Origin of the sequence: Winogradskya humida, from assembly GCF_016862215.1 — a bacterium.
Classification (GTDB): Bacteria; Actinomycetota; Actinomycetes; order Mycobacteriales; family Micromonosporaceae; genus Actinoplanes; species Actinoplanes humidus.
In genome coordinates this window covers 1-22726 of the sequence record NZ_BOMN01000108.1, presented here as the reverse complement: position 1 = coordinate 22726, position 22726 = coordinate 1, and the positions used below count along the sequence as shown (strand labels likewise).

Here is a 22726-nt window from a genome sequence, read left to right as displayed (position 1 = left end):
ACTGCTGCTTGTGTTTCGATGACGCTAACACCGTGGGGTGATGTGGGACAGCGTTGGAGGGGTCACATGGAGATCAAGGCCGGCGGGTACACGTTCGACGTCCATGCGGCGGGGCCCGAGGACGGCGTCCCGGTGCTCCTTCTGCACGGGTTTCCGCAGGATCACCGCGAATTCGACCTTATCCTGCCGCGGTTGCACGGGGCGGGGCTGCGCACGTACGCCCTCGACCAGCGCGGATACTCACCCGGCGCGCGACCTGCCGACGTCGCCGACTACGCGATCACCAAGGCTGCCGATGACGCCGTGGGCGTACTCGACGCGCTCGGCATCGAGAAGGCGCACGTCATCGGGCACGACTGGGGTGCGCAGGTGTCCTGGGTGCTGGCCGCCGCGCATCCGGAGCGGCTGCACACCCTCACCGCCGTCTCGGTGCCACATCCGCGCGGGCTCGCCGTGGCGTTGCGGAACCAGCCGTCGCAGCGGGCGCGGTTCGCGTACATGAAGATCTTCCAGTCCCCGGTGGCCGAACGGATCCTCCTGGCCCGGGATGGCGCGGTGTTGCGGCGGTTGATGCGCCCGATCGGGCCACGCGCCGCGATGTACGCCCGCGCCATGGCCGAACCGGGCCGGCTGACCGGGGCGCTGAACTGGTACCGCGCACTCTCCGGCCGCGACCTCGCCGGCGTGGGCACGATCACCGTGCCGACGACGTACGTGTGGAGCGACGGTGACCCGGTCGTGGGCCGCCCTGCCGCGCTGTCCACCGCGACCTGGGTGTCGGCGGACTACCGCTTCGTCGCGTTGCGCGGCATCGGGCACTGGGTGCCGGAGGAGGCCCCGAAGGCGCTCGCCGAGGTCGCCCTGGCGCGCATCGGCGTTTGACGCTGCCTGGGCCGGGGCACTTCAGGCGCCACAAAGTGACGCTAAGGAGACGACCTGATGGCCGCCGAGAAGCGCCGGATGAAACACGAGTCGGAGAAACAGCGCTGGGACCGCAACTTCGCGGACCTGTTGCAGGAGCTCCGGGTAGCACAGACCGGCGTGCAGATCCTCTTCGCGTTCCTGCTCACCCTGCCGTTCAGCAGCGGGTTCCCCAACACCACGGAGCTGCAGAAGGACACGTTCGTCGTCGCGCTGATCGCCGCGGCCTTCGCCACCGCGATGATCATCTCGCCGGTGGCGTTCCACCGGGCACTGTTCCGCCAGGGCCGCAAACCGGAGCTGGTCCGCTACGCGCACCGGATGGCGACGGGCGGCCTGGCCTTCATGCTCGTCTCGATGGTCAGCAGCGTCTTCCTGATCACCGACTACCTGCTGAACATCTGGGCAGCCGTGATCTTCACCGGGATCACCGCCGCGTGGTTCCTCACGTTCTGGGCCGCGATCCCGTTCGCCCGCAAGAACTGGATGGACGAGGATGCCGAGGAAGAGGACGAGGAAGCGCTCAACGAGCCGGTTTGAGACCCAGGTCCCTGAGCTCCAGGGCGGCGAGGGCGTCGACCGCGGCGGCGTCGCCGTTGCGCCAGGACTGGGCGATGTCCGGGCCGAGCTTGGTGAGCTCGTTGAGCGGTCGGCTGGCCAGGGCGCGCAGGGCGAGCAGGTCCTTGCCGGCCGGCTCGTTGCGGACCTTGACGGCCACCCCCGCGCGGCGCATCCAGCGCAGCCGTAGCGGCAGCCAGAGGAAGAGCACCAGGGCCAGCGGCACGGCGATGATCAGCAGCGACATGGCGAGGGCCAGGTTGTCGATGATCTCCTGCTGCTGGCGCCCGGCGTCGGCGATGCTGGCCGCAGCGCCGGCCGCGCTCTTGAAGGGGGAGGTCAGGTCGTCGCCGACCAGCGGCACCCGGCCGACCTTGCCGCTGATGTCGTTCAGGTTGCCGGCGATGCCCGTGCCGGCGTCCTGCAGTTTCTGGCCGGGGACGCCCAGCTTCTCGACCATGTCGTTAATCCAGAGGCCGGCTCGGATCCAGGCGTAGACCCAGAACACGACGAGCAGGTCGGTGAGCAGCTGGCGGACGGCGGTGGGGAGCCGGTCGGCGTACATCTTCACGGGCGAAAGCGTCCCACGGACGCGGCCCGGACGCTCAGTCCGTTTTCTGCTTCGCGGCGCAATCGGTGCACGTCCCGAAGATCTCCAGGGTGTGCGAGATGTCGACGAAGCCGTGCCGGCCCGCCATCTTCTCGGCCCAGCTCTCGACCGCCGGTCCCTCCACCTCGACCGTGCGCCCGCACGAGCGGCACACCAGGTGATGGTGGTGACCGCGGCTGCAGCGCCGGTAGAGATGCTCGCCGCCGGGCGGGCGCATCACGTCGATCTCGCCGGCATCGGCCAGCCCCTGCAGGGTGCGGTAGACGGTCGTGAGCCCGACGCGTTCGCCGCGGTCGCGCAGGAGGGCGTGCAGGTCCTGGGCGCTGTGGAACCCCTCGCAGTCGGCAAGGACATCCCGGACGGCGGCACGCTGCTTGGTGTTGCGTACAACTGTTTCCTCAGTCATGAGCCCTCCCTGGCGTGGCTTACGGCGTCAGCAACGATGTGCGCTACGTGTTCGTCCACCAGTGAGTATGCGATCTCGCGGCCGCGGCGGGCACCCCGGACCACCCCGGCACCGCGCAGTACGCGCAGATGCTGCGAGACCAGGGGCTGTGGTGCGCCCAGCTTCTCGACGAGTTCGTGGACGCAGCGTTCACCGGTGCCGAGCTCGGCGACGATCGCCACCCGGATCGGCGCGGACAGGGCGCGCAGCAGTTCGCCGGCTGCTTCGTACGCCTCGTAGCCGGTGGTCTGGCCCGGGGCTACATCGGAGCTCATCGGGCACCTGCCTGCAGAACGACGTCGGAGGGTTCGGCGTGCTGGTGGTTGCCGTCCAGGTTCATCCTCTGGCGCACCACCCGCCAGACCGTGGAGCCCACCGTGATCGCGAGGAAGACGGCGATGGCCAGGATGACGATGGTCGCGCCCGGGGGCGTGTCGACCTCGCCGGAGACGGTGACGCCGGCCGCCGCGGCGACCACCCCGATCAGCATCGCCACCGCCATCGTCGTGCGGAAACCGCGGGTGACCTGCTGCGCGGCCGCCACCGGCACGACCATCAGCGCGCTGACGAGCAGCAACCCCACGGTGCGCATGGCGATCGTCACGGTCACGGCTGTGGTCACTGCCAGCAACAGATTGAGCGTACGCACGGGGAGCCCCGAAACCTTCGCGTACTCCTCGTCGTTGCAGACCGCGAACAGCGCCGGGCGCAGCGCGAGCATCGCGACCAGCACGGCGACGCCCAGGACCGCGATCACGATGACGTCCGCGCGGGTGGTGGTGATCAGCGAGCCGAAGAGGTACTGCACGAGGTTGCCGCTGTTGCTGTCGGAGAGCCCGACCAGCACCACGCCGCCCGCGATGCCCCCATAGAAGAGCAGGGCAAGAGCAAGGTCCCCTGATGTACGCCCACGCTCGCGCACCAGCTCCACACCGATCGCGCCGACCACGGACACGATGACCGCCGTGAGCACCGGGGACTGCTGGAGCAACAACCCGACGCCGACACCGGTGAGCGCCACGTGACCGATGCCGTCGCCGATCAGCGAGAGCCGGCGCTGCACGAGATAGATGCCGAGCGCCGGCGCCGTCAGCCCGATGATCAGCGCGCCGACCAGGGCCCGGATCATGAAGTCGTACTGAAAAAGGTCCATGACTAATTCGCCGGCAATCGGTCGGTGGGCGCTACGCAGATCGCGGGGCGTTCGGGCTCGGCGTGCGGGTGGACGTGGTCGTGACCCGGGGCGGCGTGGTGGCCGGCCGGCTCCGGGACGCGGCCCTCGTAGGCGATGCGCCCGTCGTGCACGACGACTGCCTTGTCGATGAGCGGCTCCAGGGGGCCCAGCTCGTGCGCGACCAGCAGGATCGTGCCGCCCCGCTCGGCGAAGCGGCCCAGCACGGCGGCGAACGCCTCCTGGCTCGCGGCGTCGACTCCGGCCGTGGGCTCGTCGAGCACCAGCAGGTCGGGGCGGCCGGCCAGCGCACGGGCGATCAGGGTGCGCTGCTGCTGACCGCCGGAGAGGGTGGTGACCGGGTCGTTGATCCGGTCGAGCAGCCCGACGTCCTCCAGCGCTGCGCGTACGGCGTCACGGTCGGCCGCGCGGGCGGGGCGGAAGATGCCGCGGCGGGCGAGGCGCCCGGATGCCACGACCTCGCCGACTGTTGCCGGGACTCCGCTGCCCGCTCCGATGCGCTGGGGTACGTACCCGATGCGGGCCCACGTGCGGAAGCGGGCTCGGGGCGTACCGAAAAGATCGATCTCCCCACCCGCCAGCGGGACCAGGCCGAGGATCGTGCGCACCAGGGTGGATTTGCCGGAACCGTTCGCACCCAGAATGGCCACCACCTGGCCGGTCGCGACCTCGAAGCTGACGTCCCGCAGCACGTGCCGGCCGCCATAGGTGACCGCGCCGTGCCGGACCGCTACAACGCTCATGAGCTGCACCCCAGGGCCGTGGTCAGGGCATTCAGATTGGTACGCATGACCGTGAAGTAGTCCGCACCCGCCTCGGTCACGCCCTCGAGCGGGTCGAGGACCGCCGTCTTCGCACCCACCTCCCGGGCGATGGTCTCGGCGACCTTGGGACTGACCAGGGTCTCGAAGAAGATCGTGCTGGTTCCCGTGGCTCTCGCCTCCTCGGCGACGTGGGCGAGGCGCTGCGGGGAGGGCTCCGCCTCGGGGGAGATGCCGGTGATGCCGACCTCGGTCAGGCCGTAGCGGTCCGCCAGATAGTGGAAGGCGGCGTGGCTGGTGACTATTTCGCGGCGCTGGCAGGTTTTGAGGGCCGCGGCGTAGGCGGTGTTGAGGTTCTGGAGCTCTTTTTTCACGGCTGCGGCGCGACTCTGGTAGGTATCCGCGTGTTGTGGGTCGATCTGTGCCAGCCGGTCGGCGACGGCCTGGGCGATCTGCTCGTAGCGGAGCGGGTCGAGCCAGACGTGCGGGTCGGCGTTGCCGTTCGCCTCGGCGTGCTCGTCCTCGCCGGGCTCGTGGGAGTGCTCCTCGGCGGGCAGCAGCCGCACGACCGTACTGATGTCGAGGGACCGGTCGGCGGCCTCCTGGGCGACGGCCTGGTCGACCGCGGGCTGGAAGCCCTTGAGATAGATCACCAGGCCGGCGTCGGCGACCCGGCCGACCTGGCGCGGGTTGAGCTCGACGTCGTGCGGCTCTGCGCCCGGCTTGGTGAGGTCGGTGACCGACACCTCGGCGCCGCCGATCCGCGAGGCGAGGTATTGCAGCGGGTAGAACGCGGTCACGACATCGAGGCGGCCGTCGCTGAACCCGTCGGAGCGGGCGGCACACCCGGCCAGCACCAGCGTGGCCGCGGTGAGCGCGGCGGCGATGCGGAGTCGGGGGGACGGCGGCATGGCATCAACAATGACCGATAATGGTAATGATTGTCAAAAGCGCATGGGTCGGTTTCTAGATCGTCTTCGTCACAGCCGCTGCGAACAGCAGGGCCAGCATGATCACCCGGATCGTGCGGACCGCGGTGGACTGGACCGGCCAGGTCGTGAACGTGAGGGCGGCCATCGCCACGCCCAGCAGGAACAGCAGGGCGCCGCCGATGATGCCCGGCAGGAACAACCCCGCGAGCAGCAACGTCAGCGCGATGATGAAGGCGGTCGTCGGGTTCACGGTCGCCAGTCGGCGCATCAGGTTCACTTCGGCTCTCCCCGGGCGGTGTGCGTAGGCTCACGTCATGCTGGTGCTGAACCGTTTTGTCGTCCCGTCCGACACGCAGGAATCGTTCGCCGGGCGGGCACATGCCGCCCTGGCCGCCCTCGCCGCGAGCACCGGATACCTCTCCGGCCGGCTCACCCGCGCGCTCGACGACCCCGGCTACTGGACGCTGGTCACCGAGTGGGAATCCGTCGGAGCCTACCGGCGCGCGCTCGGCGGTTTCGACGTCAAGGTGAACGCCACCCCGCTGTTGTCCGAGTCGCTCGACGAGCCGTCCGCCTTCGAGACGCTCGCCTCCGCGGCGCCGGGCTCGCCCGTCGAGGTGGTGGCCAGCGACCGGGCCGCCGAACCCTGGCGCTGACCCGTAGGCTTGCCGCATGACGGCTCCGGCTGGTTTCTCGGCTCCGCCTCCCCCGCAGGGACCCGGCGTGCATCCGCCCTTCCCCGCGCCACCGATTGAGGGGCGCGGGCGGCGGCTCGGCACGAGCATCGCGCTGGCCATCGGGGCCGTGCTGCTCATCTTCGGGGTCGGGCTGGCCGCCGTCATCGGGATCGGCGCGGTCGGCGGCAAGGCCCTCAACGAGCAGGCCGACGCTGTCGTGGCCGACTATCTCGACGCCGTCCGCGACCGCAACTACAGCGACGCCTACGACATGCTCTGCGAGTCGGCGCGCTCGTCGCAGAGCGAGTCCGAGTTCACCGAGCAGGTCTCCGGTCAGGAGCCGATCGTCGACTACGACCTCGGCGACGTGTCCCTGGTGCGCCTCACCGTTCCGGTCGAGGTGCGCTACGCGGACGGTTCCCGCGCCGAGCTGGAGGCCGTCCTCGAGCAAAACACCTCGACCGGTCGCTTCGAAGTGTGCAGTATCGAGGAGTAATCTCCTCATTTCGTCCACATCCGCTACGTTCTCGCCGACAACCAGCCGGCGTAGGAGGAACATGCCCGCCGACCGTATCGACGCCGTCGTCAGCCTGGCCAAGCGCCGTGGCTTCGTCTTCCCCTCCAGCGAGATCTACGGAGGCACCCGTTCGGCGTGGGACTACGGTCCGCTCGGGGTGGCGCTGAAGGACAACGTCCGCCAGCAGTGGTGGAAGACGATGGTCCAGCAGCGCGACGACATCGTCGGCCTCGACTCCGCCGTCATCCTGGCCCGCGACGTGTGGACGGCCTCCGGCCACATCGACGCCTTCGTCGACCCGCTGACCGAGTGCCAGTCGTGCCACAAACGCTTCCGCGCCGACCACCTCGAGGAGGCCTGGGAGGCCAAGCACGGCGCGCCGCCCACCTCGCTCAGCGAGCTCAACTGCCCCAACTGCGGCAACAAGGGTACGTTCACCGAGCCCAAGATGTTCAACGGCCTGATGAAGACCTACCTCGGCCCCACCGAGAGCGCCGACGGCCTGCACTACCTGCGCCCCGAGACCGCCCAGGGCATCTTCGTCAACTACAACAACGTCGCGACCGCGGCCCGCAAGAAGCCGCCGTTCGGCATCGCCCAGGTCGGCAAGTCCTTCCGCAACGAGATCACCCCCGGCAACTTCATCTTCCGGACCCGCGAGTTCGAGCAGATGGAGATGGAGTTCTTCGTCGCCCCCGGCTCCGACGAGGAATGGCACGAATACTGGCTCCAGCAGCGCTGGAACTGGTATCTCGACCTCGGGCTGTCGGAGGAGAACCTGCGCTTCTTCGAGCACCCCAAGGAGAAGCTCTCCCACTACTCGAAGCGCACGGTCGACATCGAATACCGCTTCCAGTTCGGCGGCACCGAATTCGCCGAGCTCGAAGGCGTCGCCAACCGCACCGACTTCGACCTCAAGACCCACTCCAAGCACTCCGGCGTCGACCTCTCCTTCTTCGACCAGGAAAAGCAGGAACGCTGGGTCCCGTACGTCATCGAGCCCGCCGCCGGCCTCACCCGCGCGGTCCTGGCCTTCCTCCTCGAGGCCTACGACGAGGACGAGGCCCCCAACACCAAGGGCGGCGTCGACAAGCGCACGGTCATGCGCTTCGACCCCCGCCTCGCCCCGGTCAAGGTCGCCGTCCTCCCGCTCTCCCGCAACCCGGAGCTCTCCCCGAAGGCCCGCGGCCTCGCCGAGACCCTCCGCAAACGCTGGATGGTCGAATTCGACGACTCCCAGGCCATCGGCCGCCGCTACCGCCGCCAGGACGAGATCGGCACCCCCTTCTGCATCACCGTCGACTTCGACACCCTCACCGACGACGCCGTCACGGTCCGCGACCGCGACACCATGAAGCAGGAACGGGTCGCCCTCGACCAGATCGAGGACTACCTCATCAAACGCCTCCCCGGCTGCTGACCCAGCCTCGTTTCCCAGGCCCGCCCCCGATCACTTCGGAGGCGGGCCGTTCTTATTCTCCAGGGTAGTCAATGGTCAACTTTACGCGGTACTCTGTGAGCGTGTTTCTGAGTCATTTGCTCCGTAGGGAAGAGTCCTTGGCACCCTTGAGTTGTACGCTCGGTGGTACGTCGAAACGTACTACCGAGGGGGTTGTGATGAAGGTGCTGACCATCAGTGATGTCCGGAAGAACCTCGCCGCAGTGGTCGACGCGGTGATCGACGATGCCGAGGAATGCGTCATTCCCCGCGGCGGTGGCAAGGCCGTCGTCATGGTTTCCCTCGACGAGTGGAATTCCATGAAGGAGACCTTGCACGTCCTCGGGTCAGCCTCGAACGCCCGCCGGCTGCTGGAGAGCATTGCCCAGGCCGACGCGGGACTGCTGCAGGAGCACCCATTGCTGGGTGTTGACGAACCAGCGCCGGCACCCTCGGACAGGGCGGCGTGAGTCTTCGTGTCGTCTTCACCCCTGACGCCTGGGACGACTACGACGCCTGGCTGCAGAACGACGTGAAGATGGCGCGCCGGATCAGCAGGTTGGTTCTGGACGTGCAGCGGGATCCGCAGGGAGGAGGCCTCGGTAAACCCGAGCTGTTGAAGGGACCATTGTCCGGCTGGTCATCACGTCGCATCACCGAGGAGCACCGGCTGATCTATCGGATTCGCGGGGACGACCTGGAGATCGCGGCGTGCCGTGGCCACTACGGCGGTAAGTGAGCCTTCAGAAGGTGAAGCCGCCGGGGCGGTTGTTGCGGTCGGCGATGAGGCCGGCGAGGGTGGAGACGGCTATCTCGGCGGGGGTTCTGCTGCCGATGTTGAGGCCGATCGGGCGGTGGATGCGGGCGATCTCGTTGTCGGGGACGCCCAGTTTCTGCAGGGCGGCGAGGTGGGGGCCCTCGTGGTGGGGGTTGCCCATGATGCCGATCCAGCGGGCGTCGGTGCTCAGGGCGTCCTTGAGGATCTGGCCGAGCTCGGGGCGGTGATGGTCGGTGAGGACGATGTCGGTGTGCTCGGTGATCTCTGCTGCTTGGAGGTCGGCGACCAGCGAGTCGCCGTGCGGGCCGGGTGGGCCCTGCAGGACGGTGGGGTCCGGCTCGAGGAGGGTGGTGCGGAAGCCCAGGTCGAGGCCGAGGCGGATGAGGGCGGCGGCGACCGGCGAGTCGAAGACGGCTACCAGGTGGCGGGGGCTCTGCTCGGGCTGCACGCTTTGACTGTGCCAGAGGGCGGTGTGCCATGCTCGATGATGTGACTCTCGCACTCTCCGCCAAGCCGCTGAAGCTCGGCACGCACGAGGCCTGGCCGCCGGTGGTGCTGGCGCCGATGGCCGGCATCACCAATGTCGCTTTCCGTTCGCTGTGCCGGGAACAGGGCGGCGGCGTCTACGTGTGCGAGATGATCACCACCCGGGCGCTGGTGGAGCGGATCCCGAAGACGCTCAAGATGATCGAGTTCGGGCCGGACGAGGACTTTCGCAGCCTGCAGCTGTACGGCGTCGACCCGGACGTGACCGCCGCCGCCGTGCGCATGGTGGCCGACAACAACCTGGCCGATCACATCGACCTGAACTTCGGCTGCCCGGTGGCGAAGGTGACCCGCCGTGGCGGCGGCAGCGCGCTGCCCTGGCGGCGCAAGCTGTTCGGGCGGATCGTGAAGCAGGCCGTCGAGGCCGCCGCGCCCTTCGGGATCCCGGTCACCATCAAGATGCGCAAGGGCATCGACGACGACCATTTGACGTACGTCGAAGCCGGCCTGATCGCCCAGGAAGCCGGCGTCGCCGCGGTGGCCCTGCACGCCCGCACGGCCGAGCAGCGCTACTCCGGCGTCGCCGACTGGGATGCGATCGCCACCCTCAAACAGGCCCTCGACGTCCCGGTCCTCGGCAACGGCGACATCTGGGAAGCCGCCGACGCGATGCGCATGGTCGACCACACCGGCGTCGACGGCGTGGTCGTCGGCCGTGGCTGCCTCGGCCGGCCCTGGCTCTTCAAGGACCTGCAGGCCGCCTATCTCGGGATCGAGTCGCAGGAGCTCCCCAACCTCGGCGAGGTCGCCGCGATCATGTCCCGCCACGCCCACCTGCTGGTCGACGCTCTCGGGGACGAACGCCACGGCTGCGCCGACTTCCGCAAGCACGTCGCCTGGTATCTGAAAGGCTTCCCGGTCGGCGGCGAACTGCGCCGCGCCCTGGCCATGGTGACGTCTCTGGCCCAGCTCGACGACCTGCTCGCCAAGCTCGAAGCCGACCTCCCCTTCCCCCGCGAATCCCTCGGCCAGCCCCGCGGCCGCATCAACGCCCCGGGCAAGGTCACCCTGCCGTACGGCTGGCTCGACAGCCGCGACGACGACACCGTCCCCGAGGGCGCCGAAATGGAGAACAGCGGCGGCTGACCCGAGCCGGATGCCGGTTAAACGGCTGCGTCGCGTTTCGGATAGCGGGGCCTGATGGTCTTTGCTCGGCATTAAAATATGGGCATGTCTGGAGCGCCGGGGCAGGGGAAGTGCAGGGTTTTCCCCCTGCCCCGGCGGCGCCGGTCAGACGTCGATGTCGTTCTCGATGCGCTTGAGGTGGTGCCGGGACATGGCCAGGTTGGAGCGGTCGCGGCGCAGGGCGACGTAGAGGAACAAGCCCTTGCCCGAGCGGCTCGTGAGCGGCCTGATCAGGTGATACTGCGTGTCGAGGGTGATCAGGATGTCTTCGATCTTCTCGGTGATGTTGAGCATCTCCATGGCGCGGAGCTTGGCGCGGACGACGTCCGTGTTGCCGGCTGCCGCGACTGTCAGGTCGAGTTCCTTGCCTCCGCCGGCGGTGCCGAGAGCCATGCCGCTGGTGTGGTCCACCAGGGCGACGCCGATGGCGCCGTCGATGTCCATGATTTCCTTGAGTGCGGTTTCCATTTCAGCCATGGGACTTCCTCCGTTGGTGGGTTCAGTTGGTGGGAGTGGGCGGCCTCAACGGCCTCGGATGGTGCTTTGCAAGGTGGCCATGGGGGTGCGCCGGGCCAGGGGAGCGGCCTGCGACGGGATGTCCGGGCGGGCCGGGGCGGGGGCCTGAAGGACGAGGCTCTTCACCAGCCGGCGTACGGCCCGGCGGGCTTCCAGGTGGACCATGGCCAGGTTCGCGTTGCGGGTCGTGACGAGGGTGAGCAGGGCATTCGGGCCCGCGGTGTACGACGTGATGTAACCGCCGTCGCATTCGACGACCGATTCGCGCAGGTCGCCGTGGTTGACCGCGTGGGCGAAGCGCCGGGCGAGGGCGAGGTGCGCGGCGGCGAGGGCGGCGATGCTGTCGGGTTCGATGCCGTGGGCGTCGTGGGCGACCACCATGCCGTCGGTGGTGGCGAGGACACTGCCGGAGAGCTCGGGCAGCCTCGTGCGGAGGTTGCCGAGTTCCTTCAGTACCGCCGGGTCCACCGTCATCCTCGGGGACTCCTTCCTGATGGGGATCGCGCCCGCGAGCCGGGCGGTAGGGACCGGGCGGCACGAGCGGGGAGGAGCGCGGGTCACCGGAGGGCCCGCAGCGCCGTGCGAATGCGTTTGAGCAGCACCTCATCGGTGCCGGGGTGGGGCTGCGGGGGCTCGGCGGCGATCTCCTTGGGGAGCTTCGCGCCCGGCTTGCGCCGATCGAGCCGGGGACGTTCCGCCGGTGGATCGCCCGATGTGGACACAGGGGGAGCGGAAGTAGCGACCGCGGCGGGAACAGCGGCACGGGTGGGGTCGCCGTCGAGGGGGACGTCGATGGAGAGGTCGATGGAGACGCCGGCCGCGGGGGATTCCGGGGCGGCGTGCCGGTGGGCGGGGGCTGATGCGCCTCGCATGCGCGGCAGGCGTACAAAATCGGGATTGTCGGTGGCACGGGCCTTGGGTTGCTCGATCAGGCCGAGTGCCGCGAGCCTGCGCAGCTCCTGAATGGTCGCGAAGCCGGCACGGCCGAGCAGTTGTGCCAGGTCAGCCGGGGTGCGCTGGCCATCGGCGTGCACCAGCAGCTCCCACTGCGCGGCGGTCAGCGTGACCCGTTCGCGCGGCGGGCGGGGGACCGGGATGACCGCGGCGGTGTCGATCCGGGGGTTGGCGATGATCTCGTTGAGCAGGCGGATGCGGCGCCCCGACTCCCGGTTGAGCGCTGCAGCGTCGATGCTGACCACGTCGCCGAGCCAGTGGCGTACGCCCTCGTGGAAGGCCGCCGTGCCCGCGGCGAGCGCGAAATACGCGGCGTCGTAGGTGGCGCCCAGCACACACAGTTCGAGTTCGCCCTGGGTGAGGTGGCCCTGGTCCAGCAGCAGCCGCCCGACCGAGGCCTGCGCACTGCCCGCGTCCAGCGCGGCCTGCCAGGTCCGGGCCGCCAGCCGGCCGGACGCGGTGAGTAGTTCGCCGACGCCCGGGGCGGCCGCCGACTCGGCGTACGTCACCTGACCCTCGGCCAGATAGACGGTGCCCCCCGGCGTACCACCGACCACCAGGGCACCGGTCCGCCGTTCGCCGGCGACCCGCGTGAGCAGGCTGCCGGGGCCGGGGGACTTCGCGGGCGTCACCTTTGAGCTCCTTTTCCGTGTGGCTTCGCGAGTCGGGCTTCAGGGATCAGACGACGAGCTGCTCGGCGAGCGTCTGCATGCGCCGGCGAGCCACCGCGAGGTTGCCGCGGAGCCGGTCCAGCCACACATAGAGCACCAGCCGGCTGTCGAAGTCGGTCGGGACGAGCCGCAGCAGGTGGTATCCCCCCGCGGTCGTGATGATCAGGTCCTCGAGCAGGTCGTGCGGTACGGCCGAGACGAACAGCGACCGGCTCTGCGCCGCCTGTACGACGTCCGCAGTTCCGGCGGCCGCGGCCTCGTGGTCCTCGTTCGGTGCGGCTCCGGTCATGGCGACCGGGAAGCCGGTGGTGTAGTCGACGATGCTGGCGCCGATCGCGCCGGGGATCGCCATGGCCTCCTGCAAACACTTCTTGACCCCGGGCACGTCACTCCTCAGCCGAGGTAACCTCCGTCACAATGGGCCATCCTGCGGCCACGCAGAGATCGAGAGTCGCACCCGCTGTGCGTCAAATATTTAGATCCCTGGCAGGCCGGAACTTCGGGGCGCCGCACGATCCGTACGTTGTTTCCCCGGTGGTGCGACCGTGGGTTGCGCGTAACATGATCGCCACTTTCGATGGCGTCTCAGGGGAGGTTCGCGCTATGCCGAGTAGCTGGGAACAGGTCGTCGTCGACGCGGAGGATCCCGCCCGGCTGGCCCGCTGGTGGGCGGAGGCGCTCGGGTTCGTGATCGTGCACGAGGAGCCCGATGAGGTGGAGATCCGGCGCACCCCGGACACGCTGCCCGGCCTGCTGTTCGTCCCGGTTCCCGACGCCAAGACGGTCAAGAACAGGCTGCACCTCGACCTGCGCCCGGACGATCAGGAAGCGGAAGTCGAGCGGCTCGTCGACATGGGTGCGCGACCGGTCGATATCGGTCAGCACGATGTCGGCTGGGTGGTTCTCGCCGACCCGGAGGGCAACGAGTTCTGCGTACTGGCGGCAAAGGCCTAGACGGTGAACTGACCGATCAGGCGCTGAATGTCGGAGGCGGCGGCGCTGACCTGCCCGGCCGAGTGCCGGGTCGTGTTCGCGCCCTCCGCGGTCGCGCCGCTCGACGCCGTGATCCCGGTGACCGTGCCGCTGATCTCGTTCGCCGCGGCGGAGATGTCGCTGACGTCACGGGCCATCAGCTCGGTCGTGGCCGACTGCTGCTCGACGGCGGCGGCGATGGTCCGCTGGCCGTCGTCGATCGACGTGATGACCTCGGCGATCTCGTCGATCGCTCCGGCCGTACGCCCGGTCATGTCCTGAATGGCAGTGATCTTGGCAGTGATGTCCTCGGTCGCCTTCGCGGTCTCCTGCGCCAGCTCCTTGACCTCCGTCGCCACGACCGCGAAGCCCTTACCCAGCTCGCCGGCGCGGGCCGCCTCGATCGTCGCGTTCAGGGCCAGCAGATTCGTCTGCTCGGCGATGCCGGTGATCAGCCGCACGATGTCGCCGATCTCCCGGCTCGCCTCACTCAGCGTGGCCACCAGCGCCGCCGTCCGCGTGGCGTTCTGGCTCGCCTGATTCGTCGTCACCGCGGCGTCCGACGTCTGCCGGGCGATCTCGCGGATCGACGCCGACAACTCCTCGGTCGCGGTCGACATCCCGGTCACCGAGTCCGACACCTGCCGGGCCGCGCCGTCCGCCGTCCGCGCCTGCGACGACGTCTGCTCGGCCGACGTGTCCAGCCGCCCGGCCAGTTCCTGCAGGTCACCACTGGCGGTGGTGAGGGTGCCGACGCTGCCCGCGGTCGCGGCCACCGTCGTGCGGATCGCGCCCAGCGCCTCGTTCAACGCCTCGGCCATCTCGCCCAGTTCGTCCTTGTTGACCACTTCGGCGCGTACGGTCAGATCCTTGTGGGCCGCCGCCCGCAGTGACGTCAGCATCTGGGCCAGCGGCCGCCGGACCGCACGCAGCGTGAGCCAGGCCGCACCGGCCGTCAGCGCCGCACCGAGCAGACCGGCGATCAGAATCAGCCACGTGCTGGTGTCACCCGCGGCACTGCCCCGCGCGTTGGCGTCACTCACCGCATCGAGCATCGACTCGTCGATCGCGCCGAGCGTCTCCTCCAGCGCATTGAACTTCACCAGAAAATCGGGCAGCTGAGCCACGGCCGCGGCATGATCGCTCTCGGCGAGTGCCACCAGGGCTTTCGCAGCCTCACCGTACGCGACCACGTCCGGCCGCACCTGCGCGTAGCGCCCGGTCAGCGACGCGGGAGCCTCCTTGGCAGCCAGGTCGTAATTCTCGACCAGCGTCGTGACGTTGTCGGACACCCCGTCGACGCCGTACGCCTTCCGCTGCTCGGCGGTCGTCGCGAACATCGCGGACATGACATCGGCGCGCAGGCCGTCGTGCATCATGTCGGCATTCCACTGATGGCTCATTCCGTCACTGATGACGGCAATATCATCGGTAGCGGCATCCTGCCGAGAAGTTCCCACCGTGGCAACGGCGCCGACCAGTGCGACCGAAGCCACCCCGATAGCTGCCATGGCGACCAGCCGAGTCCCGATCTTCACAACAATGTCATCGGCATCACACCCCCGAACCTTAAGGTTTGATCCATGTCGCGGTCCCCGGAACGTTTCGCCGCGTCGCGGTCCTCCGAACGTTTCGCCGCGTCGCGGTCCTCCGAACGTTTCGCTGCCGAGCCGGCCAAGGACAGCGGTTACGGGCGTACCCAGTTCGAACGCGACCGGGCCCGGGTGCTGCACTCCGCCGGGTTCCGCCGCCTGGCGACCAAGACCCAGGTGCACACGGCGGGCGTTGACGACTTTCTGCGTACGCGGCTCACGCACTCGCTCGAAGTCGCCCAGATCTCCCGCGAGATGGGCTCCCGGCTCGGCTGCGACCCGGACGTCGTCGACGTCGCCGGCCTGGCCCACGACATCGGCCACCCGCCGTTCGGTCACAACGGGGAAGCCGCGCTCGACGACGTCGCCCAACCCTGCGGCGGCTTCGAAGGCAACGCCCAGACCCTACGCGTACTGACCCGCCTGGAAGCCAAGGTCGACGGCGCCGGTCTCAACCTCACCCGCGCCTCACTCGACGCGGCCTGCAAATATCCCTGGCTCCGCCGCCCCGGCGAGCGAAAATTCGGGGTCTATCAGGACGACCTCAAAATCTTCGACTGGGTACGCGAAACCGCGCCGCCCGGCGACCAGAAATGCCTCGAAGCGCAGGTCATGGACTGGGCCGACGACGTCGCCTACTCCGTGCACGACGTCGAGGACGGCATCCACGGCGGCTACCTCTCCCTGCAACCCCTGATCCGCGACGCCGACGAGCGGGCAGCGCTCTGCGCCGACGTCGCCGAGACCTACTCCACCGAATCCGCCGCCGACCTCGGCGAAGCCCTGGACCTTCTCCTCGCCGACGAACTCGTCCTCGCCGTCGGCGACTACGACAGCTCCTACCGCGCCCAGATCGCCCTCAAACGGATGACAAGCACCCTCACCGGCCGCTTCGTCGCCTCCGCCGTCGGCGCCACCAGCAGCCGCCACGACCAGCAACCGGTCCGCCGCTACGACGCCGACCTCATCGTCCCCCGCACCGCCCGCAACCAGTGCGCCCTGCTCAAGGGAATGGCCCTGCGCTACGTGATGCGAGCCCGCGCAGCCGAACACTGGTACGACCAGCAGCGCGAGATCCTCACCACTCTGGTGGCGGAACTCTGCCGCCGTGCCCCGGACCATCTCGACCCCATGTTCGCCGCCATGTGGCACGAGGCCTCGGACGACGTCGCCCGCCTCCGCGTGATCGTGGACCAGGTCGCCTGCCTCACCGACCCCGCCGCCGTCGCCTGGCACCGGACCCTCGTGGCAGCCGACCGCTGAGGCGAGGCAGTATGTAGCCGTGGCGGGCAGGGTCAAGGACGAGGACATCGCGCTGGTCCGCGACCGGACCTCGATCGCGGACATCATCAGCGAGACCGTAACGCTGCGCTCAGCAGGCGGCGGCAACCTCAAGGGCCTGTGCCCCTTCCACGACGAGAAGACCCCGTCGTTCACGGTCTCCCCTGCTCGAAACGTGTATTTCTGTCTCGCGGGTGAGACCCGGGTCCTCACCGATCAGGGTGTCCGGCCGATCCGCGAACTCGCAGGTGGGCGCCACCGCGTCATCACCACGCACGGACGATTCGTCGAGGCGCCGTTCCTCTCCTTCGGCGACCAGCCGGTCGTGCATCTCAAGCTGAGCCGCAACGGCCAGAAGAAGACGATTCGCACCACGACCAACCATCGCTGGTTCATCCGCAGCCGCAGCAAGGGCGTGGAGAAGCGACTCGAACGCACCACGGCGGAGCTCAAGAAAGGCGACGGTCTAGCCCACGTCTTCCCCCGGGCCCTGGCCACCCGCGACGGCGGCCACCATCTGTCACCCTCGCCGTTCGGCATTGCCCGGGGCATCGTGTTCGGGGACGGCACGGTGCTCAACAAGGGCAGCGTGGCGCTGCTCTACGGGGACAAAGACCGGGACCTCCTGAAGTGGTTCCCGCTCAACGAGACGTATGCCTCCGAAGGCCGCATCACGGTCACAGACATGCCGGCGTACTTCAAGACTGATCTGCCGCCGCTCACCGAGTCGCTTTCGTATCTCTACGGCTGGCTCGCGGGCTACTTCGCCGCGGATGGTGATGTCGCGGCAGACACCTGCATCTCTCTGAACTCGGCCCACCGGGAAAATCTCGAATACGTCCGTGACCTCTGCACCCGGATCGGTGTCGGCACCTACGGCATCAGGGAGTACACCCGGACCGGCTTCGCGGACGTCGAGCGCCCGGACGGCACGGTCGGCTACACCGGGCCGATGTATCGCCTGACGCTGATGGGTGAGGACATTCCGGAGGAATTCTTCCTCATCCAAACTCATCGCGATCGCTTCGTGGCCGGGCGTAAGAAGTTCGAGCGCCGGGGCTGGGTGGTCGAGGGGATCGAGGATCACGGGGAGGTCGAAGAGGTCTTCTGCCCGGTCGTCGACGGCACCCACGCCTTTGTGCTCGAGGACAACATCCTCACCGGCAACTGCCACGGCTGTGGGGCGGGCGGGGATGCGATCAAGTTCCTCATGGATGCCGAGCATCTGACGTTTGTGGAGTCGCTGGAGCGGCTGGCTTCGAAGTCCGGGATTCAGCTTCGGTATGACAGCTTCGGCGACAACCGCGAGGGTGGGCAGCCGCGGCCGCAGGCGGGGCAGAAGCAGCGCCTTATTTCCGCGCATGCCGCTGCCGCCGAGTTCTACCAGGATCAGCTCGGTAAGGCCGGGGCGCGGAAGGCGCGTGAGTTCCTCGCTCAGCGTGGGTTCGGGCGGGACGCTGCGGAGAAGTACGGGTGTGGGTTCGCGCCTGAGGGCTGGGATCTGCTTGCCAAGCATCTTCGGCAGAAGGGGTTCACGCACGAGGAGCTGACCGCGGGTGGGCTTGCCAAGCCGGCTCGGTCCGGGTCGCTGATCGACCGGTTCCGGCGGCGGCTGATGTGGCCGATCCGGGATCTGAGCGGGGACGTCATCGGGTTCGGGGCGCGGAAGCTCTTCGATGACGATGACGGGCCGAAATACCTGAACACGCCCGAGTCGCCGCTCTACAAGAAGTCTCACGTGTTGTACGGCATCGACCTCGCGAAGCGGGAGATGGCCAAGCGGGGGCGGGCGGTCATCGTCGAGGGTTACACCGATGTGATGGCGTGTCATGAGGCGGGCGAGCCGACGGCGGTGGCGACGTGCGGGACGTCGTTCGGGGTGGATCACATCGGGGTGTTGCGGCGGTTGCTGATGGACAGCGACAGCTTCACCGGGGAGATCATCTACACGTTCGACGGGGATGCGGCGGGGCAGAAGGCGGCATTGCGGGCGTTCGAGGAGGATCAGCGCTTTGTCGGGCGTACCTTCATCGCGGTCAGCCCGGACAACATGGACCCGTGCGAGCTGAGGCTGGCCAAGGGTGATCTTGCCGTGCGCGACATGATCGCCAGGCGGGAGCCGCTGGTGGACTTCGCGCTGCGGCAGACGCTGGGCCGTTTCGATCTTGACACGGTCGAGGGGCGGGTCGATGCGATGCGCAAGGCCGCGCCGCTGGTCGCCAAGATCAAGGACAGGGAGAAGCGCCCGGAGTACGCCCGCAAGCTCGCCGGTGACCTCGGCATGGACCTGGATCCGGTGCAGCGCGCGGTAGCCCAGGCGATGACGCCCGACGCTCCGGTGGCCGCCCAGCGGCGGGCGCCGGACAGCCCGCAGCGGCAGGTCGAGCGGGAGACGCTGAAGCTGGCCCTGCAGTTCCCGGTGCTGGCCGGGCCGATGTACGACACGACCGAGCCCGAGTCGTACGGTGATCCGGTGTTGCGCAGTATCCGTATGGCGATCGCCGCGGCCGGGGGGACGGCCTCCGCGACCGATGGTGTGGTCTGGATCGAGGCGGTGCGCGACGCCTGTGACGACCTCGGTGGCAAGGCGCTGATCAACGAGCTGGCGGTCGAGCCGATGCGCATCGACGGCGAGGCCGACCTGAGGTATGTGCAGATCACGCTGGCCCGGCTGCAGGTCGGGTCGGTCACCACCCGGATCAAGGATCTGAAGTCCAAGGTGCAGCGGCTCAACCCGGTCGCGCACAAGGACGAGTATCTTGCTCTTGCCGGTGAACTCTTCTCCCTCGAGCAGCACGCCCGTGCGCTGCGCGACCAGGCAGCAGGTGCCCTGTGATGAAACTGTTCCGCCGCCGTCCGAAGCTGCCCGCCGACAGGACGCCGGCGTTGGAGCCCGATGAGCGCGTTCTGTGCTGGGCCCCGTCGGCCGACGACGCCGTGCTGGTCGCGACGAATCGTGGTCTCTGGCTGCCGGACGGCACCCGGCTCGGCTGGCACGAGATCCACAAGGCGGCGTGGTCAGGCCGGGAGCTGATGGTCACGCCCGCGGAGATCGCCCAGCAACGCAATGGGTACGTCGTCCTGGTCGACGCTCCCGTGATCGGGTTCCTCCTGCTCGAGCCGGGGGAGTTGCCGGACCAGGTGCGGGCGCGGGTCACGCGCTCTGTCGCGTACACATCGCATCATCCTCTTCCGCCCGAGGGTGGCGTGCGCGTTGTCGGACGGCGGGTCAGTGGTGTGGACGGTCTGACCTGGTCGGTGCGGTACGACGCCAAGACCGCCGTCGACGCCGATCCCATTGTTGAGGTCACCGATGAGCTGGTGGCCTCGGCGCAGGACGCGACGACCCCGCCGGCGTAAAACCACGCGATTTTTGTCAGACCCCCTGGCTAGGGTCTGGCTTGTGACTCTCATTCACGCCCGAGGGCTGGTCAAACGCTTCGAGGGCTTCACCGCGGTCGACGGGATCGACGTCGACGTGCAGCCCGGTGAGGCGTTCGGTTTCCTCGGTCCCAACGGTGCCGGTAAGAGCTCCACCATGCGCATGATCGGGTGCGTCTCGCCGCCGACCGGTGGGGAGCTGCGCATCCTGGGCATGGATCCGGTGCGGGAGGGCCCGAAGATCCGGGCCAGGCTCGGCGTGTGCCCGCAGCTCGACAACCTCGACCTGGAGCTGACGGTCCGGGAAAACCTGACGACCTACGCGCGGTTCTTCGGGATCCCGCGCAAGGTGGCCCGGGCGCGCGCCGACGAGTTGCTCGACTTCGTGCAGCTCACCGAGCGGGCCGACAGCAAGGTCGAGCCGCTGTCCGGTGGCATGAAACGGCGGCTGACGATCGCCCGGGCGCTGGTCAACGAGCCGGAGATCGTGCTGCTCGACGAGCCCACCACGGGCCTCGACCCGCAGGCGCGCCACCTGGTCTGGGAGCGGCTGTTCCGGCTCAAGCAGCAGGGCGTGACCCTCGTGCTGACCACGCATTACATGGATGAGGCCGAGCAGCTCTGCGACCGGCTCGTGGTGATGGACGGCGGCAAGATCGTCGCGGAGGGTTCGCCGCGCGCGCTGATCGACCGCTATTCGACCCGCGAGGTGGTGGAGCTGCGCTTCGCCGCCGAGTCGCAGGAGCCGTTCGCCAGCAAGCTCGACGGCATCGGCGAGCGCGTCGAAGTGCTTCCCGACCGCATCCTGCTCTATGTGGAGCACGGCGACGAGGCGGTGGCCGAGGTGCAGGGCCGTGCGCTCAGCCCGGCCGGCGTGCTGGTGCGCCGCAGCAGCCTCGAGGACGTCTTCCTGACCCTCACCGGCCGGACGCTGGTGGACTGAGATGTTCTACGTCCTCGAGTATTACCTGATCAACTATCGCCGGGTGTGGCGCGGCAGCGTGCTGTCCTCGTTCATCCTGCCGCTGCTCACGATGCTCGGCTTCGGCGTGGGCGTCGGCGCCTATGTCACCGGCGGTGTCGAGGGTGTGCCCTATCTGGACTGGATGGTCCCCGGGCTGATCGCCTCGACGGCCCTGCAGGTCGCGGTCGGCGAGTCCACCTGGCCGGTCATGGGCGCGTTCTCCTGGGACCGGCTCTACTACGCGCAGGCCGCGGCGCCGCTGCGGGTCACCGACATCCTCGACGGTCACCTGATCTTCGTGGTGCTGCGCACGCTGCTCAGCTCGGCGGCGTTCCTGGCGATCGCCGCGGCGTTCGGCACCCTGCACTCGTGGTGGGCCCTGCTGACCCTGCCGATCGCGGCGCTGGTCGGCCTCGCCGTGGCCACCCCGACGTTCGCCTACTCAGCGACCATCACCGTCGACAGCTACCTGTCGATCCTCTACCGGTTCGGCGTCATCCCGATGTCGTTGTTCTCGGGCGTCTTCTTCCCGGTGGAGTCGCTGCCGGTGCTGTTCAAATGGGTCGCCTACGTCTTCCCGCTCTGGCACGCCGTCGACCTCAGCCGCGCCGCGACCCTCGGCGTCGCCCCGGCCTGGTCAACCGCCGGGCACCTGCTCTATCTGGCGTTGTGGGTGGCCGCGGGCTGGCTCCTGGCACTACGCCAATTCCGCCGCCGGCTCGTGCTGTGAGGAACCCCTGATGGTCACCCTGGTCCTGCCCCGCCTCATCTCCTACGAGGGCGCGGCCCGCCGCTCCGGCTACGTCGTCGAACGCAACGCGGCAACCCTCAGCCGTTCCTACTGGCTCGTGATGATCTCCGGCTTCCTGGAGCCCGTCCTCTACCTCTTCTCCATCGGCCTCGGCGTCGGCTCCCTGGTCGGCGATCTCACCCTCCCCGACGGCCGCGTCATCGAATACGCCGCGTTCGTAGCCCCGGCCATGCTCGCCTCGTCCTCGATGACCGGCGCGCTGTCCGAGACCACCTTCAACTTCTTCGGCAAAATGAAGTTCCGAAAGCTCTACGACGGCATGCTCGCCACCCCCATCCGCCCCATCGAGATCGCCCTCGGCGAGCTCGCCTGGGCCATGGCCCGCGGCAACATCTACGCCGCCGCCTTCCTGGTCATCATGGTCGCCATGGACCTCACCACCCCCGCCCGCGCGGTCCTCGCCTTCTTCGCCGCCATCCTCGTCGGCTTCGCCTTCGGCGGCCTCGGCATGGCCCTCTCCACCTACATGAAAAGCTGGCAGGACTTCGACATCGTCGTCTCCGTCCAATTCACCCTCTTCCTCTTCTCCGGCACCTTCGTCCCCGCCACGGCCTACCCAGCGGCGCTCCGCTGGCTGGTGGAGGCCACCCCCCTCTACCGCGCCGTCGACCTCATCCGAGCCCTGACCACCGGCAGCGCAGGCTGGTTCCAACTCCTCGACATCGCCTACCTCCTGGCCGCCCTCGCCCTCGGCCTGACCATCGCCGGCCGCCGCATGGGCAAACTCCTCCTGAAGTAGCCCACCCACAGACCGACCCCGTACACCTTCCCCGGCGTGCGGCGCGCGGCGTGCGGCGTGCGGTGTGCGGCGTGCGGTGTGCGGTGTGCGTAGTTGGCTTGTGGGGTGCGGCACCGGCTTCTCCCGGCTCGGGGTCCGCGGCCCGCGGCGCAGGCTGATGGGGTGCGGCACCGGCTTCTCCCGGCTCGCGGCCAGCGGCATCGACTCGCGGTACCGGTTCGGGGCTCGCGGTCCCGGCTCTCGGTTCACGGCCTGCGGCCCCGGCCCCCGCGCCTGCGGCCCCGGCCCCCGCGCCTGCGGCCCCGGCCCCCGCGCCTGCGGCCCCGGCCCCCGCGCCTGCGGCCC

General features: G+C 68.9%; 28 protein-coding genes and 3 pseudogenes. 18 read left to right on the top strand and 13 right to left on the bottom strand.

What is annotated here, in order from left to right; genetic code table 11:
- Window positions 1–66 precede the first annotated feature (66 nt).
- Window positions 67–882, top strand: coding sequence for an alpha/beta fold hydrolase (locus tag Ahu01nite_RS36875; RefSeq protein WP_203841362.1), 816 nt, complete (start codon window positions 67–69; stop codon window positions 880–882).
- A 57-nt stretch (window positions 883–939) separates the two neighbouring features.
- On the top strand, window positions 940–1461 hold the full coding sequence (locus tag Ahu01nite_RS36870; protein ID WP_239159438.1) for a DUF6328 family protein: 522 nt from the start codon (window positions 940–942) through the stop codon (window positions 1459–1461).
- On the opposite strand, the gene Ahu01nite_RS36865 is transcribed toward Ahu01nite_RS36870, so the two are convergent.
- Genes Ahu01nite_RS36865 through Ahu01nite_RS36835 form a run of 7 tightly spaced genes read right to left on the bottom strand, consistent with a single transcriptional unit; the run spans window position 1445 to window position 5687 of the window.
- Window positions 1445–2044 carry a hypothetical protein gene (locus tag Ahu01nite_RS36865; protein ID WP_239159454.1) on the bottom strand — a complete coding sequence of 200 codons (600 nt, stop codon included), beginning with the start codon at window positions 2042–2044 and terminating at the stop codon, window positions 1445–1447. The genes Ahu01nite_RS36870 and Ahu01nite_RS36865 overlap by 17 nt on opposite strands.
- Before the next feature lie 40 nt (window positions 2045–2084).
- Complete coding sequence (locus tag Ahu01nite_RS36860; protein ID WP_203841360.1) at window positions 2085–2495, bottom strand: Fur family transcriptional regulator; 411 nt, start codon at window positions 2493–2495, stop codon at window positions 2085–2087.
- Entirely contained in the window at window positions 2492–2809 is a 318-nt protein-coding gene (locus Ahu01nite_RS36855; protein WP_203841359.1) for an ArsR/SmtB family transcription factor, read from the bottom strand. The genes Ahu01nite_RS36860 and Ahu01nite_RS36855 overlap by 4 nt, the downstream gene beginning before the upstream one ends.
- Window positions 2806–3687 carry a metal ABC transporter permease gene (locus tag Ahu01nite_RS36850; RefSeq protein WP_203841358.1) on the bottom strand — a complete coding sequence of 294 codons (882 nt, stop codon included), beginning with the start codon at window positions 3685–3687 and terminating at the stop codon, window positions 2806–2808. The genes Ahu01nite_RS36855 and Ahu01nite_RS36850 overlap by 4 nt, the downstream gene beginning before the upstream one ends.
- Before the next feature lie 2 nt (window positions 3688–3689).
- On the bottom strand, window positions 3690–4469 hold the full coding sequence (locus Ahu01nite_RS36845) for a metal ABC transporter ATP-binding protein (RefSeq protein ID WP_203841357.1): 780 nt from the start codon (window positions 4467–4469) through the stop codon (window positions 3690–3692).
- Window positions 4466–5398 carry a metal ABC transporter substrate-binding protein gene (locus Ahu01nite_RS36840; protein WP_203841356.1) on the bottom strand — a complete coding sequence of 311 codons (933 nt, stop codon included), beginning with the start codon at window positions 5396–5398 and terminating at the stop codon, window positions 4466–4468. Before Ahu01nite_RS36840 ends, Ahu01nite_RS36845 begins: the two co-directional genes overlap by 4 nt.
- 55 nt (window positions 5399–5453) lie before the next feature.
- On the bottom strand, window positions 5454–5687 hold the full coding sequence (locus Ahu01nite_RS36835) for a DUF6703 family protein (protein WP_203841355.1): 234 nt from the start codon (window positions 5685–5687) through the stop codon (window positions 5454–5456).
- Window positions 5688–5733: 46 nt separating this feature from the next.
- On the opposite strand from Ahu01nite_RS36835, the gene Ahu01nite_RS36830 reads away from it, so the two are divergent.
- From Ahu01nite_RS36830 to Ahu01nite_RS36810, 5 genes are all read left to right on the top strand, one after another.
- The gene (locus Ahu01nite_RS36830) at window positions 5734–6075 is read left to right on the top strand and encodes an antibiotic biosynthesis monooxygenase family protein (protein WP_203841354.1); all 342 of its coding nucleotides are present in this window, start codon (window positions 5734–5736) and stop codon (window positions 6073–6075) included.
- 16 nt (window positions 6076–6091) lie between these two features.
- Complete coding sequence (locus Ahu01nite_RS36825) at window positions 6092–6592, top strand: hypothetical protein (RefSeq protein ID WP_203841353.1); 501 nt, start codon at window positions 6092–6094, stop codon at window positions 6590–6592.
- 61 nt (window positions 6593–6653) lie between these two features.
- Window positions 6654–8033, top strand: a complete 1380-nt coding sequence (locus tag Ahu01nite_RS36820; protein WP_203841352.1) for a glycine--tRNA ligase — start codon at window positions 6654–6656, stop codon at window positions 8031–8033.
- Between the two features lie 197 nt (window positions 8034–8230).
- Complete coding sequence (locus Ahu01nite_RS36815) at window positions 8231–8521, top strand: type II toxin-antitoxin system Phd/YefM family antitoxin (protein WP_203841351.1); 291 nt, start codon at window positions 8231–8233, stop codon at window positions 8519–8521.
- Window positions 8518–8790 carry a Txe/YoeB family addiction module toxin gene (locus Ahu01nite_RS36810; RefSeq protein ID WP_203841350.1) on the top strand — a complete coding sequence of 91 codons (273 nt, stop codon included), beginning with the start codon at window positions 8518–8520 and terminating at the stop codon, window positions 8788–8790. Before Ahu01nite_RS36815 ends, Ahu01nite_RS36810 begins: the two co-directional genes overlap by 4 nt.
- Window positions 8791–8794: 4 nt before the next feature.
- On the opposite strand, the gene Ahu01nite_RS36805 is transcribed toward Ahu01nite_RS36810, so the two are convergent.
- Window positions 8795–9277, bottom strand: a complete 483-nt coding sequence (locus Ahu01nite_RS36805) for an XdhC family protein (RefSeq protein ID WP_203841349.1) — start codon at window positions 9275–9277, stop codon at window positions 8795–8797.
- Window positions 9278–9306: 29 nt separating this feature from the next.
- On the opposite strand from Ahu01nite_RS36805, the gene dusB reads away from it, so the two are divergent.
- The gene (dusB, locus tag Ahu01nite_RS36800; protein WP_203841348.1) at window positions 9307–10461 is read left to right on the top strand and encodes a tRNA dihydrouridine synthase DusB; all 1155 of its coding nucleotides are present in this window, start codon (window positions 9307–9309) and stop codon (window positions 10459–10461) included.
- Between the two features lie 144 nt (window positions 10462–10605).
- Here dusB and Ahu01nite_RS36795 read toward each other — a convergent pair whose 3' ends face one another.
- The 4 genes from Ahu01nite_RS36795 to Ahu01nite_RS36780 all read right to left on the bottom strand — a co-directional run bounded on the left by Ahu01nite_RS36795 (window position 10606) and on the right by Ahu01nite_RS36780 (window position 13026).
- Window positions 10606–10977: a hypothetical protein gene (locus tag Ahu01nite_RS36795; protein ID WP_203841347.1), complete on the bottom strand. Its 372-nt coding sequence runs from the start codon at window positions 10975–10977 to the stop codon at window positions 10606–10608.
- 45 nt (window positions 10978–11022) lie between these two features.
- Window positions 11023–11490, bottom strand: a complete 468-nt coding sequence (locus Ahu01nite_RS36790; protein WP_203841346.1) for a roadblock/LC7 domain-containing protein — start codon at window positions 11488–11490, stop codon at window positions 11023–11025.
- 83 nt (window positions 11491–11573) lie between these two features.
- Window positions 11574–12602, bottom strand: a complete 1029-nt coding sequence (locus Ahu01nite_RS36785) for a DUF4388 domain-containing protein (RefSeq protein WP_203841345.1) — start codon at window positions 12600–12602, stop codon at window positions 11574–11576.
- 46 nt (window positions 12603–12648) lie between these two features.
- On the bottom strand, window positions 12649–13026 hold the full coding sequence (locus tag Ahu01nite_RS36780; protein ID WP_203841344.1) for a roadblock/LC7 domain-containing protein: 378 nt from the start codon (window positions 13024–13026) through the stop codon (window positions 12649–12651).
- A gap of 218 nt (window positions 13027–13244) precedes the next feature.
- Here Ahu01nite_RS36780 and Ahu01nite_RS36775 point away from each other — a divergent pair, with 218 nt between their 5' ends.
- A complete protein-coding gene (locus tag Ahu01nite_RS36775; protein WP_203841343.1) occupies window positions 13245–13595 on the top strand; it encodes a VOC family protein in 351 nt (116 codons plus the stop codon).
- On the opposite strand, the gene Ahu01nite_RS36770 is transcribed toward Ahu01nite_RS36775, so the two are convergent.
- Complete coding sequence (locus Ahu01nite_RS36770; RefSeq protein WP_239159437.1) at window positions 13592–15016, bottom strand: methyl-accepting chemotaxis protein; 1425 nt, start codon at window positions 15014–15016, stop codon at window positions 13592–13594. The genes Ahu01nite_RS36775 and Ahu01nite_RS36770 overlap by 4 nt on opposite strands.
- Window positions 15017–15196: 180 nt before the next feature.
- Here Ahu01nite_RS36770 and Ahu01nite_RS36765 point away from each other — a divergent pair, with 180 nt between their 5' ends.
- The 9 genes and pseudogenes from Ahu01nite_RS36765 to Ahu01nite_RS36725 form a co-directional block, all read left to right on the top strand.
- A complete protein-coding gene (locus Ahu01nite_RS36765) occupies window positions 15197–16468 on the top strand; it encodes a deoxyguanosinetriphosphate triphosphohydrolase (RefSeq protein ID WP_203841342.1) in 1272 nt (423 codons plus the stop codon).
- Between the two features lie 19 nt (window positions 16469–16487).
- Window positions 16488–16673, top strand: a pseudogene (locus Ahu01nite_RS51720) (CHC2 zinc finger domain-containing protein); the annotation flags it as partial.
- A gap of 498 nt (window positions 16674–17171) precedes the next feature.
- Window positions 17172–17363, top strand: a pseudogene (locus tag Ahu01nite_RS51715) (LAGLIDADG family homing endonuclease); the annotation flags it as partial.
- 75 nt (window positions 17364–17438) lie between these two features.
- Window positions 17439–19322 (top strand): DNA primase, encoded by a 1884-nt coding sequence (gene dnaG, locus Ahu01nite_RS50815; protein ID WP_307794680.1) that lies wholly within the window; start codon window positions 17439–17441, stop codon window positions 19320–19322.
- Entirely contained in the window at window positions 19322–19846 is a 525-nt protein-coding gene (locus Ahu01nite_RS36745; RefSeq protein ID WP_203841341.1) for a hypothetical protein, read from the top strand. Before dnaG ends, Ahu01nite_RS36745 begins: the two co-directional genes overlap by 1 nt.
- 43 nt (window positions 19847–19889) lie before the next feature.
- Window positions 19890–20810: an ABC transporter ATP-binding protein gene (locus Ahu01nite_RS36740; RefSeq protein ID WP_203841340.1), complete on the top strand. Its 921-nt coding sequence runs from the start codon at window positions 19890–19892 to the stop codon at window positions 20808–20810.
- 1 nt (window position 20811) lies between these two features.
- Window positions 20812–21561 carry an ABC transporter permease gene (locus Ahu01nite_RS36735; RefSeq protein WP_203841339.1) on the top strand — a complete coding sequence of 250 codons (750 nt, stop codon included), beginning with the start codon at window positions 20812–20814 and terminating at the stop codon, window positions 21559–21561.
- Between the two features lie 10 nt (window positions 21562–21571).
- A complete protein-coding gene (locus tag Ahu01nite_RS36730; RefSeq protein ID WP_203841338.1) occupies window positions 21572–22381 on the top strand; it encodes an ABC transporter permease in 810 nt (269 codons plus the stop codon).
- A gap of 85 nt (window positions 22382–22466) precedes the next feature.
- Window positions 22467–22726 (top strand): annotated as a pseudogene (locus Ahu01nite_RS36725) (hypothetical protein); the annotation flags it as partial.